Origin of the sequence: uncultured Acidovorax sp., from assembly GCF_964021665.1 — a bacterium.
Classification (GTDB): domain Bacteria; phylum Pseudomonadota; class Gammaproteobacteria; order Burkholderiales; family Burkholderiaceae_C; genus Acidovorax; species Acidovorax temperans.
Window position 1 is genome coordinate 1 of the sequence record NZ_CAXIAK010000102.1, and the last position, 11409, is coordinate 11409.

9 protein-coding genes are annotated in these 11409 nt (G+C 64.3%); 3 read left to right on the forward strand and 6 right to left on the reverse strand.

The genetic code is table 11. From position 1 onward, the window contains the following. Position 1: 1 nt before the first annotated feature. The 5 genes from AADJ04_RS15870 to AADJ04_RS15890 all read right to left on the reverse strand — a co-directional run bounded on the left by AADJ04_RS15870 (position 2) and on the right by AADJ04_RS15890 (position 5571). Entirely contained in the window at positions 2 to 769 is a 768-nt protein-coding gene (locus tag AADJ04_RS15870) for a class II glutamine amidotransferase (RefSeq protein WP_044396731.1), read from the reverse strand. 79 nt (positions 770 to 848) lie between these two features. Then, a complete protein-coding gene (locus AADJ04_RS15875; protein ID WP_341240206.1) occupies positions 849 to 2306 on the reverse strand; it encodes a DHA2 family efflux MFS transporter permease subunit in 1458 nt (485 codons plus the stop codon). Between the two features lie 53 nt (positions 2307 to 2359). Then, positions 2360 to 2551: a 4-oxalocrotonate tautomerase gene (locus tag AADJ04_RS15880; protein WP_044396727.1), complete on the reverse strand. Its 192-nt coding sequence runs from the start codon at positions 2549 to 2551 to the stop codon at positions 2360 to 2362. A 27-nt stretch (positions 2552 to 2578) separates the two neighbouring features. Beyond that, the gene (locus AADJ04_RS15885) at positions 2579 to 2830 is read right to left on the reverse strand and encodes a cysteine-rich CWC family protein (protein WP_341240207.1); all 252 of its coding nucleotides are present in this window, start codon (positions 2828 to 2830) and stop codon (positions 2579 to 2581) included. Positions 2831 to 3309: 479 nt separating this feature from the next. Then, positions 3310 to 5571 (reverse strand): malate synthase G, encoded by a 2262-nt coding sequence (locus tag AADJ04_RS15890; RefSeq protein ID WP_341240208.1) that lies wholly within the window; start codon positions 5569 to 5571, stop codon positions 3310 to 3312. A 153-nt stretch (positions 5572 to 5724) separates the two neighbouring features. Between AADJ04_RS15890 and AADJ04_RS15895 the strand changes: the two genes are divergently transcribed. Beyond that, positions 5725 to 6648, forward strand: coding sequence for a LysR family transcriptional regulator (locus AADJ04_RS15895; RefSeq protein ID WP_341240209.1), 924 nt, complete (start codon positions 5725 to 5727; stop codon positions 6646 to 6648). Positions 6649 to 6696: 48 nt separating this feature from the next. Then, positions 6697 to 7341 carry a response regulator transcription factor gene (locus AADJ04_RS15900; protein ID WP_066691701.1) on the forward strand — a complete coding sequence of 215 codons (645 nt, stop codon included), beginning with the start codon at positions 6697 to 6699 and terminating at the stop codon, positions 7339 to 7341. Positions 7342 to 7515: 174 nt separating this feature from the next. On the opposite strand, the gene AADJ04_RS15905 is transcribed toward AADJ04_RS15900, so the two are convergent. Further along, a complete protein-coding gene (locus AADJ04_RS15905; protein WP_341240210.1) occupies positions 7516 to 10182 on the reverse strand; it encodes a PAS-domain containing protein in 2667 nt (888 codons plus the stop codon). A 237-nt stretch (positions 10183 to 10419) separates the two neighbouring features. Here AADJ04_RS15905 and dctA point away from each other — a divergent pair. Then, the coding region (gene dctA, locus AADJ04_RS15910) for a C4-dicarboxylate transporter DctA (protein ID WP_341240211.1) at positions 10420 to 11409 on the forward strand (990 nt) is incomplete at its 3' end.

Sequence of the window (11409 nt, forward strand, 5' to 3'; positions counted from 1 at the left end):
CCTACACCTCCAACCTCCTGCCCTCGCTAAACACCACCAGCTCTCCCTTCCCAAATGCCTTCCAAGCCTCGTTCCTCGTCAGCGGGCTCGTCACTACCACTGATACCTCGTCCTTCTCGCTCGTTTCTTGGGAGAAATCGAGCTTCAGATCTTCGTCGCTGAGATGTGCTTCACCAAACGGGTGACGGCGCTCGAGGTAATAGAGACTTGTGGTGGCATGCGCCCACAGTGCTTGTCCGTTGGAGAGCAAAAAGTTGAACGTGCCATGCGGGCTGATGCGGGCGGCCAGTTCTTTGAGTGTCAAGGTCAGCTCTGGGATGGATGGTACGCTGGCGTGAGATTTCGCCAGTTCCTGCATGATCCAGCAGAAAGCATGTTCGCTGTCGGTGTCTCCCACGGGGCGGAAATGCGAATGCAGGCGAGGGCGAAAGTCTTTGAGGTCTCCGTTGTGGGCGAAGACCCAGTAGCGCCCCCACAGTTCACGCACAAAAGGGTGGCAGTTCTGCAGACTGACCACCCCCTGGGTGGCCTTGCGGATATGAGCGATGACGTTTTTGCTTTTGATGGGATACCGGCGGATCAGCTCTGCCACGGGTGACTCCACCGCCGCCTGGTGGTCTACAAAGTGCCTCAAGCCCTTGTCTTCAAAGAAAGCGATTCCCCAGCCGTCGCTGTGGTGGTCTGTCTTCCCGCCCCGTTGGGCGAACCCTGTGAAGCTGAAGGTCACATCGGTAGGGACATTGCAGTTCATGCCGAGCAGTTGGCACATGGGGGTGTATTCCGTTTCTTGATTGAATGGACTTGATGCAGACCGATGATGCACCCGCAAGGGGGAGCATCGCCCTGACTCACTCCGGCTTGGGTGCGCGCAGTTGCCAGGCGGCTACCAACGCGAGCAGACAGAGCAAGGTCAGCATCAAAAACGTCTCGCCGAACGCGGTGATTCGTGCAGGAGTGCTACCCCCGGTGGCGAGGGAAACGCCATGGGCGGTCAGGCGCCATTCCAAAACAATACCGCACAGGCTGACCCCAGCCGCGCCCCCGAGCATGCGCAAGAAACCGATGGCGCTCGACCCTTGGGAAATCAGCGATTTGTCCAGCGGACGCATGGCCCCCAAATTGAGCGATGGCAGGATGAAGCCCAGACCGATGCGCCCTAGGATGGCAAAGGCCACCAGCATCCACAGTGAAGAGCCCAGGCTGACAAACACCATAAGGCCGAAAGACAGCGCCAGCAGACCCAACCCAATACTGACCAGAAAATGCGTGGGCTGCCTATCTGCCAGGCGGCCCACGAGGGCGATGGTGACGGCCAGTACAAAACCGGCGGGCAGCATCAAGGTGCCGACGTGTGACGCCGACAACTCCAGCCCCAGCTGCATGTAGACCGGGAGCAGGTAGGTCGAACCGAACAGGGCAGTGCCGTAGATGAAGGCCACCACACTGCCCATGGCAAATTGTCGATACTGGAACAGGCGCAAGTCCATCAAAGGTTTGCGGCCGCGTTGGATGAGTCGGCGTTGCCAGCCGATGAACGCTGCCACACACACCACTGCGATGGCGAGCAGAGTAGCGGCTTCGGCCATGGAGCCACCGTGCAGTGACACGAGTCCGTTGAGCAGGCACAGCGTGCCTACGGTGCCGAGTAGCAGGCCGCGCCAGTCCAGCGCTTCGCCCTGGCGGTTAGGTTCCACGCCTCCAGGCGCGCTAGCGGGCACAAACTTATAGGCCAGCCAGAGCGATGCCAGGCACAGCGGCACCACCATGAAAAAAATCGAACGCCAGCCAAACCAGTCCACCAGCAGGCCGCCAATGCTGGGGCCCACGGCGGGGGCCAGCACCACCCCCATGCCAAAAATGCCGCTGGCGCGGCCCTGTTCGTGGGGCTGGAATGCGTACAGGATGATGACGGCGGGGATGGGTTGCACAACGCCTGCCGCCAAGCCCTCGGCCACGCGTGCGGCCAGCACCAAGCCAAAGTCACGGGCCAGCCCGCCCCCGACACCACCAGCCAGCAAGAGCAGCATGGCCCCCACATAGGTGGCGCGGTAGCCATAGCGCGACAGCAGCCACGGTGTGGCGAGCATGGATACCGTAGTGGCCACCATGAACCCCGAGGTGACCCACTGCGCCCGCTCCTGACCCAGCGTGAAGTAATGGCTCATGTCCGGAATCGCCACGTTGACGATGGTGGAGGACATGATCGAGGCCATGGTCCCGACCATCACTGACAGCAGCAGCAACCACCGGTAGCGCTCGCCATAGCGCTCGCGCAGCAAGGACAACGATCCTGAAACGTGGGTCATGAAGAGTTCAGAGGTGTGGACTGCGCTCAGGATCCATGAAAACTACAGAAGACTCAGGACGTCCGTTCCAGCCAGAGCTTGCCGCCCGTGGCCCAGTTTTCGCGTTTGACGTCGGTGATCAGGATGTCCACCATCTCGGGTGTGCCGCCAAGCACTTCCACGGAAACACGGGTGATTTCTTCCACCAGTTTTTTCTTCTGTTCGACCGTGCGGCCTTCCATCATTTCAATGTGGTACGTCGGCATAGGGATGCTCCTCAGGCAAAAAAACGATCATAAGGGAGGCCGATGGGGCTCTGGGGTACCTTCGGGACCATCGCCAGCGGGTGCGCACGCGCGTGCGCAAACCGGGCAGATGCAGCGCTGGCCCCGCTCATTCGCAGGCAATTGTTCGAGGGCGGCGCGTGACACCGTGGTGTTCATGCACCAACAGTCTGCTGCCTCGTCGCCCGCGGCGATCGCGCAGCCGTTGGGTTGGCCGCAGGCAGGGCAGGTTTGCGCGTAGGAGGGAAGGGTCGTGTTCACAAAAGGGTGCGGGCCATCAGCAGCTGTTGAGTGCAGGTCTTGTCAGTGATTGCAGCCACTTTAAAAGAAAAATGGCTTTGGCGCTTATTGATCAAGCGCTGATAGCTATAAACAATGTAGCAAATTTGGCAGCTGTAAGCCGCTCATCTTCTAAGTCACCGATGTTGGCACAGGTGGTCCCCTATCTTTGCCAGAGGGGTTTCATTGCACCCATCTGCCGGGCCAGCCGCTTTTGATAATTCGGCAGCGTGTTGTGTTGCGACGGTGTCGGATCTTTCTGGTGACAACCCTGCGAGGCAAGAGCCCGCCTCTACTTCACTCTCAATCCAGGCGCGAGCGAGCGTGGCGAAGCCATGTCTCCATGGTCGAGCAGAGAAGCCAACCAAAACGGCACCCGAAGGTGCCGTTCACTTATCAATAAAACAGCCTGCAGCGCCCACAGAATAAGCGCAGCTAGCTATTCAATCAATAGCATTCCGTCATGCCGAGGCCTTGAGCTTCAGGCGCCAGGCATGCAGCAGTGGCTCGGTGTAGCCGCTGGGTTGCTCCAGGCCCTTGAAGACCAGATCGCAGGCGGCCTGGTAAGCCATGCTGGTGTCGAAGTGGCCTGCCATGGGCTTGTAGAGGGGGTCACCTTCGTTCTGCTTGTCCACCTTGGCGGCCATGCGTTCGAAGGTTTCGCGCACCTGGGCTTCCGTCACCACTCCATGGTGCAGCCAGTTGGCCATGTGCTGGCTGCTGATGCGCAGCGTGGCGCGGTCTTCCATCAGGCCCACGTCGTTGATGTCGGGCACCTTGGAGCAACCCACGCCTTGGTCCACCCAGCGCACCACGTAGCCCAGGATGCCCTGCGCGTTGTTGTCCAGCTCCTGCTGCTTCTCGGCGTCGCTCCAGTTGGGGCTGGCGGCCACGGGCACGGTGAGCAGGCCGGTCAGCAGGTTGTCGCGCTCGGCGTTCACATCGGTCTTTTCCAGCTCGATCTGGATGTCGCTCACCTTCACCTGGTGGTAGTGCAGGGCGTGCAGCGTGGCGCCCGTGGGGCTGGGCACCCAGGCGGTGTTGGCACCGGCCTTGGGGTGAGCAATCTTTTGCTTGAGCATCTCGGCCATCAGGTCGGGCATGGCCCACATGCCCTTGCCGATCTGTGCCTTGCCGCGCAGGCCACAGCTCAGACCCACCAGCACGTTGTTCTTCTCGTAGGCCTGGATCCAGGCGCTGGTCTTCATGTCGCCCTTGCGCACCATGGGGCCGGCGTGCATGGCGGTGTGTATCTCGTCGCCCGTGCGGTCCAGGAAGCCGGTGTTGATGAAGGCCACGCGGCTCGACGCGGCGGCAATGCAGGCCTTGAGGTTGACGGAGGTGCGGCGCTCTTCGTCCATGATGCCCAGCTTGACGGTGCTGTCGGGCAGGCCCAGCAGCTTTTCGACGCGGCCGAACAGCTCGGCGGCAAAAGCCACTTCGGCGGGGCCGTGCATCTTGGGCTTGACGATGTAGACGCTGCCCTTGCGGCTGTTGCGGATGCCCGCAGCGCCTTCAGCGCTGCCTGCGGTTGCTTTGCCGTGGCCCTTTTGCAGGTCGTGCAGGGCGATGGTGGTAGTGACCACCGCGTCCATGATGCCTTCAGGAATTTCGCGCTGCGCGCCCTGGGCGTCGGTCCACAGGATGGCGGGGTTCGTCATCAGATGGCCCACATTGCGCAGGAACATCAGCGAGCGGCCATGCAGGCGCACTTCGCTGCCCCCGGCAGCTTGACTGCCGGTTCCCGCGTTTGGCGCGGTGTAGATGCGGTCAGGGTTCAGGCCGCGCGTGAAGGTCTTGCCACCCTTGGTGACCTGCTCAGTCAGCGTGGCCTGGATGATGCCCAGCCAGTTGCCGTAGCCCAGCACCTTGTCTTCCGCGTCCACGGCGGCCACAGAGTCTTCCAGGTCCAGGATGGTGGACAGCGCTGCTTCCAGCACCAGGTCGCTCACGCCGGCGGCATCAGACTGGCCGATGGGCGTGCTGCGGTCGATCTGGATATCGAGGTGCAGGCCGTTGTGTTGCAACAGCACCGACGAAGGTGCCGCGGCATTGCCCTGGTAGCCCTTGAACTGCGAGGCGTCTTTCAAGCCTGTGGTGCTGCCGTTGGCAAGCGAAACGACCAGCTGGCCGCCTTCGACACGATAGCCTGTCGAATCCTTGTGCGAGCCGGTGGCCAGAGGGGCCGTGTCGTCCAGCACCTGGCGTGCAAACGCGATCACCTTGGCGCCGCGCACGGGGTTGTAGCCCTTGCCCTTTTCAGCGCCGCCTTCTTCGCTGATGGCGTCTGTGCCATACAGCGCGTCATACAGGCTGCCCCAGCGGGCGTTGGCGGCGTTCAGTGCATAGCGGGCGTTCAGGATGGGCACCACCAGCTGGGGGCCGGCCTGCGTAGCCAGTTCGTCGTCCACATTGGTGGTGGTGGCCTTCACCTCGGCAGGCTGGGGCACCAGGTAGCCGATCTTTTCGAGAAAGCTGCGGTAGGCCACCATGTCCTTGATGGGGCCGGGGTTGGCTTTGTGCCAGGTGTCCAGCTCGGTCTGCAGGCGGTCACGCTCGGCCAGCAGGGCGATGTTGCGCGGGGCCAGGTCGGCCACGATGGCGTCAAAGCCCTTCCAGAAGGCGGAACTGTCCACGCCCGTGCCGGGCAGTACCTTGTCTTCGACAAAGCGGAACAGGGAAGTAGCCACTTGCAGGCCGTGGACGGTGGTGCGGTCGGTCATGGAGGGTGCCTTGAACAATGGTTGAAAAACGGGTTTGCTGCCTGGTGGCAAAGATGTCAGTGGGTAGCTTGTAGGCCACTGTATTGCAAATGTTTGAAGATATAAAGACGAAGAAAATCTTAAAACCAATGACTTTTATGCAAAAGTGCGGGCATGGACAAACTCAAAGCGTTTGAATCGTTCGTTTCTGTGGCCACGCGCGGCAGTTTGACGGCCGCTGCCAAGGCCGAAGGCGTGGCCCCGGCCATCATGGGCCGCCGGCTGGACGCGCTGGAAGCCCACCTGGGCGTCAAGCTGCTGGTGCGCACCACGCGGCGCATCAGCCTCACGCACGAAGGCAGCGCCTTTCTGGAAGACTGCCAGCGCGTGCTGGCCGATGTGGCCAACGCCGAGGCCAGCGTTTCCGAAGGCGGCGTCAAGGCCACCGGGCACCTGCGCATCACCGCCCCGGCCGGCTTCGGTCGCCGCCACGTGGCCCCGCTGGTGCCGCGCTTTCGCGAACTGCACCCCGATGTGAGCATCTCGCTGAACCTCAGCGACCGCGTGGTGGACATGGCGGGCGAAGGCTACGACTGCGCCGTGCGCGTGGGCGACCTGCCCGACTCATCGCTGGTGAGCGTGCGCATTGCCGACAACCGCCGCCTGTGCGTGGCCACCCCCGCCTATTTGCAGCGCCACGGCACGCCACGCCACCCCAGCGACCTGCTGCAGTTTGACTGCCTCACGCTGTCGAGCGAGGCCTCGCAGATCCGGGGCTGGGCGTTTCGCATGCCCACCGAAGGGGGCGGCACCGAGGTGGGCTACCTCAAGCCCGGCGGCCCGCTCGATTGCTCCGACGGCCAGGTGCTGCACGACTGGTGCCTTTCGGGCTACGGCATTGCCTGGCGCAGCACGTGGGAGGTCGAGGCCGAGATCGCCGCGGGCCGGCTGGTGGAGGTGCTGGCCGACTATGCCGCCCCGCCCAACGGCATTTACGTGGTGTTTCCCCAGCGCAAGCACATGCCCCTGAGGGTGCGGCTGTGGATCGAATACCTCAAGCAGCAATACGCACAGCCCGCCTTCTGGCAGGGGCGGTGATGACCCTTCGCCCCACCCCGCCCGCGCGCCCCGTGGCAGACTGAGCCCATGACCGAGCCCACGCTCCTCGTCGCAGACGACCACCCCTTGTTCCGCGCCGCCGTGCTGCACGTGCTGCAGGGGCGCCTGCCCCAATTCCGCACCCTGGAGGCCGCCAGCGCCGCCACCCTGGGCCAGGCGCTGCAAGAGCACCCCGAGATCGAGCTGGTGCTGCTGGACCTGAGCATGCCCGGCGCCCGCGGCTTTTCAGCCCTGCTGCATGTGCGCGGCGAGTACCCCGAGGTGCCCGTGGTCATCATCTCGTCCAACGACCACCCCCGCGTCATCCGCCGTGCGCAGCAGTTTGGCGCGGCGGGCTTCATCCCCAAATCCGCCCCCGCCGACGCCATGGGCGAAGCCATTCAGGCCGTGCTCGACGGCGGCAGCTGGTTCCCGCCCATGGCGGCCGAACGCTCCGAAGCCGACGCCGAACTGGCCGCCCGGCTCGCGCAGCTCACCCCCCAGCAGTTCCGCGTGCTGCTGTGCCTGGCCGATGGCCTGCTGAACAAACAGATCGCCGCCGAACTGGGCCTGGCCGAAAACACCGTCAAGGTGCATGTCACTGCCATCCTGAAAAAGCTGGAGTGCTACAGCCGTACGCAGGCGGCGGTGCTGGTGAAAAGCCTGGAGACTGAGGACGGCGGCTCCGTTTGAGTCTGCCCAGCAGGTTTTGAATTGAAAATAGGCTCTGGCGCTTATCTATCAAGCGCAGGCAGCTATCAAAATAGTAGTGAAGCGATAGTGTGTTGCGCCCCCGGCGGCTGGCGCGAAGCCGCCTGACCCAACGTTGTGCCCACCACCGGCGCAGTCTTTGCGGGCAGAGGCTCTCTATTTCAGCCGCAGCAGCGTCTGGCTCACCAGCGCCCGCAACGCCGGTGCCCGCACGGGTTTGGCCAGAAAGCCCCAGCCGCGTTCAGCCGCCTGGCGGCGTAGCGTCGCATCGCGCTCGGCGGTGACCAGGATCACGGCGGGGCTTTGGCCCCAGCGTTGGCACAGCTCGGCATACACCTCCGGCCCTTGGTAACCCGCGCCCAAGTGCACATCCAGCAATACCAGCTGCGGCGCCTGCCCTGGGCGGGCCTGCTCCAGTGCCTGTGGCGCGCCACCTGCCAGAGGTACGTCGCAGCCCCAGCGTTGCAGCAAGGCCCGCGTGGCGGCGCAGGTGGGGCCGTCGTCTTCAATCACCCAGGCACTGCTGCCTTGCAGCGGAGCGTCGTCTGATGCGGGCTGCGCGGTGGTGGGGGCAGAGGGGGGTTGCGCTGCGGCCGGGTCGCCCAGCGGCACGCACACCCAGAAAACGCTGCCGCGCCCCAGTTGCGAGCGCAGGCCAATTTCATGGCCCAGCAGGCGGCCCAGGCGTTCGACAATGGCCAGGCCCAGGCCTGCACCCCGGTCGTCGGCGCGGCCTTCGTCGAGGCGGCGGAATTCTTCAAAGATTTCGCGTTGCAGCGCCTCGGGAATGCCGGGGCCCTGGTCGTGCACCTCGATGCGCAGGTGGTTTCCCGCCCTGCGGCAGCCCACCACGATGCGCCCGCGCCGGCTGTAGCGGATGGCGTTGGAGACGAAGTTCTGCAATATGCGGCGCAGCAGGTTTTCGTCGGTGCGCACCACGGCGCGGGTGGGCACGCAGCGCAGTTGCAGGCCCTGGCTTTCGGCCAGCACGCCAAAGTTGTGGCCCAGCACCTGCAGCAGCGGGCCCAGCGGTACGTCGCGGATATGCACTTCGAGCTGGCCCGATTCCATGCGCGAGATATCGAGCAGGCTATTGAGAATGGCATCCTGCGCGGCCAAGGCGCCTTCAATGCTGTCGGCCGCGTGCCGCCCGGCTTCATCGGGCAGGTGGCTGCGCAAGAGCGAGGTGAACATGCGCGCGGCGTTCAGGGGCTGCAGCAGGTCGTGCACGGCGGCAGCCACGAAGCGGGTTTTGGAGCGGTTGGCGCGCTCGGCCTCTTGGCGGGCCACGTCCAGGTCGCGGGTGCGGTCAGCCACGCGCTGTTCCAGCGCATCGGCGAGGAACCGCAGTTCACGCGCAGCGTTCTTGTAGCTGGTGATGTCTGCGTAGCTGGTCACAAAGCCGCCTTCGGGCAGCGGGTTGCCGCGGATCTCGAGCACCGTGCCGTCTTCTTTGGCGCTTTCGTGCAGGTGGGGGTTGCCGCTGCGCAGGTGGGCCAGGCGGCGTTCGATGGCTTCTTCCACCGGGCCCGGGCCCAGCAAGCCCCGGCGGGCGTTGTGGCGCAGCAGGTCGGCAATGGGGCGGCCCACCTGCATCAGGTCGGCCGGGTAGCGGAATAGCTGCACGTAACGTGAATTCCAGGCCACCAGCTTCAGGTCGGCGTCGATGATGACCACGCCCTGGGGCAGGTGCTCCAGGCTGCGGGAGAGGCCCGTGTCCGTTTGCTGCGCGGCCTGCTGGGCGGCCTGCACGATGCCGTCCTGCGCGGTGCGCAGCTCTTGCGCGTGCTGTTGCAGCACGGTTTCCAGCTCCTGGCGGCTGCGCTGGCGCAGGCGGGCCAGGCGCTGGCGCTGGCGCACAAACAGCACCAGCAGCGCCAGGGCCAGCCAGCCGCCGGCGCCGGCGGCACCGGCCCAGCGGCTGTCGGCCAGGCTGTTGTGCGTGTCGTGCACCAGGTGCAGTTGCCAGGGCGTGCCGGGCAAGGGCTGGGTTTGCCACAGCACGCGCCCTGCGGGCGCAGGCATATCAGGGCTGGATGCCACGCGTACCAGCTGACCACCGTTGTCCATGTGGTCTTCCACCTGCATTTCCAGGGGGCGCAGTGGTTGGTTGGCGTATTGCCGGGTGGCATTCAATTCGCGGCGTTCTTCGTCGCTCAGCGGTTGCAGCAGGCGGTAGCGCCAGGCATCCTGGCTGGCCAGAAACACCACGCCGTGGGCGTCGGATGCGAGCACGATGTCGGGCGTTTGCAGCCATTCGCGCTCCAGCTCCTGCAAGGCAATCTTGATGACCACCAGCCCCAGCGTGTGACCATGGTCATCGCGAATGGCCTGCGACAGGAAGTAGCCCGGCACCCCGGTGGTGACGCCAATGCCGTAAAAACTGCCGCGCCCCTGGGCCAGCGCCTGCTGCACATAGGGGCGAAAGCTGTAGTCCTGCCCCACATTGCTGGTGGCTGTGCGCCAGTTGCTGGCGGCCACGGCCAGGCCGTCGCGGTCGAGCAGGGTGAGGGTGGAGGACTGGCTGGCGCCGTTGGCCTGCTCCAGCTTGCGGTTGAGCTGCGCTACCTCGTCGGTGCTCAGAGTGCGGCGCAGGGCGCCCTGCAGTTGCGCGTCCAGCGCCAGCACTTCGGGCAGGGTGCGGTAGCGGTCGATGCGCTGGGTCAGCGTCTGCCCGTACAGGGCCAACTGGCGCTGCACGCTGTCGCTTTCGGCGTGCAGTGACCGCTGCCAGGCCCATTGGCTTGCCGCGAACATGCTGGCCACCGTGCCGGTGAGCAGGATCAGCAGCGTCCAGAACTGGCGAAGGCGGGGCGTAGGCATGGCAGCGTGCGGTTAGGGGCGTAGATGGGGCCTGTGGGGCGGGTGAGAGTGTGCCGCAGGGTCCCTTGGGTCTAAGTAGTTACCCTGATAGGGCGCGCTGGCTCTCCTGTGGAGCGGCTTGCGACTAATACCAATAGGTTATCGGCTGAAACAAAGTGCAGCGGTACAAACGGCACCCTTGACGCGCGCCGGAAGCACCCCGGTGGTGCAGACCCGTGACCCCAGGAGACCCGTTCCATGCACAACCATTCCGCTCCCGCAGCCTCAACCTTGAAGCTGCCTTTTTATCGGCAACTGTACTTCCAGGTGGTGTTTGCCATCGTGTTGGGCGTGCTGCTGGGCCATTTCGAGCCGTCCTATGGCGAGGCGCTCAAACCGCTGGGCGACGCGTTCATCAAGCTGGTCAAGATGATCATCGCCCCGGTGATCTTCCTCACCATCGTGACCGGCATCGCGGGCATGTCGCAGCTCTCCACCGTGGGCCGCGTCTTCGGCAAGGCCATGGCGTACTTCCTGTTCTTCTCCACCCTGGCGCTGGTGGTGGGGCTGGTGGTGGCCAACGTGGTGCAGCCCGGTGCTGGCATGAACATCAACCCCGCAGACCTGGACCAGACCGCCGTGAAGGGCTACGTGGCCAAGTCGCACGAGATGACGCTCACCGGCTTTGCGCTGGACATCATCCCCAAGACGCTGGTCAGCCCCTTTGTGGGCGACAACATCCTGCAGGTGCTGCTGGTGGCGGTGCTGTTCGGCATTGGCCTGGCCATGGTGGGTGAGCCGGGACGCCCGGTGCTGAATTTTCTGGAAGCCCTCACCACCCCCGTGTTCAAGGTGGTGGGCATTGTGATGAAGGTGGCCCCCATCGGCGCGTTTGGCGCCATGGCGTTCACCATCGGCAAGTTCGGCCTGGGGTCGCTCGTGAACCTGGCGTGGCTGGTGGGCTCGTTCTACGTCACGTCGCTGCTGTTTGTGGTGGTGATTCTGGGCTTTGTGGCGCGGCTGTGCGGTTTCTCGGTGTTCAAGCTGTGCCGTTACCTCAGGGCCGAGCTGATGCTGGTGCTGGGCACGTCGTCGTCGGAGTCGGCCCTGCCTTCGCTGATGGAAAAGATGGAAAAGGCCGGTTGCAGCAAGTCGGTGGTGGGTCTCGTGGTGCCCACGGGCTACTCGTTCAACCTGGACGGCACCAACATCTACATGACGCTGGCGGCGCTGTTCATCGCCCAGGCC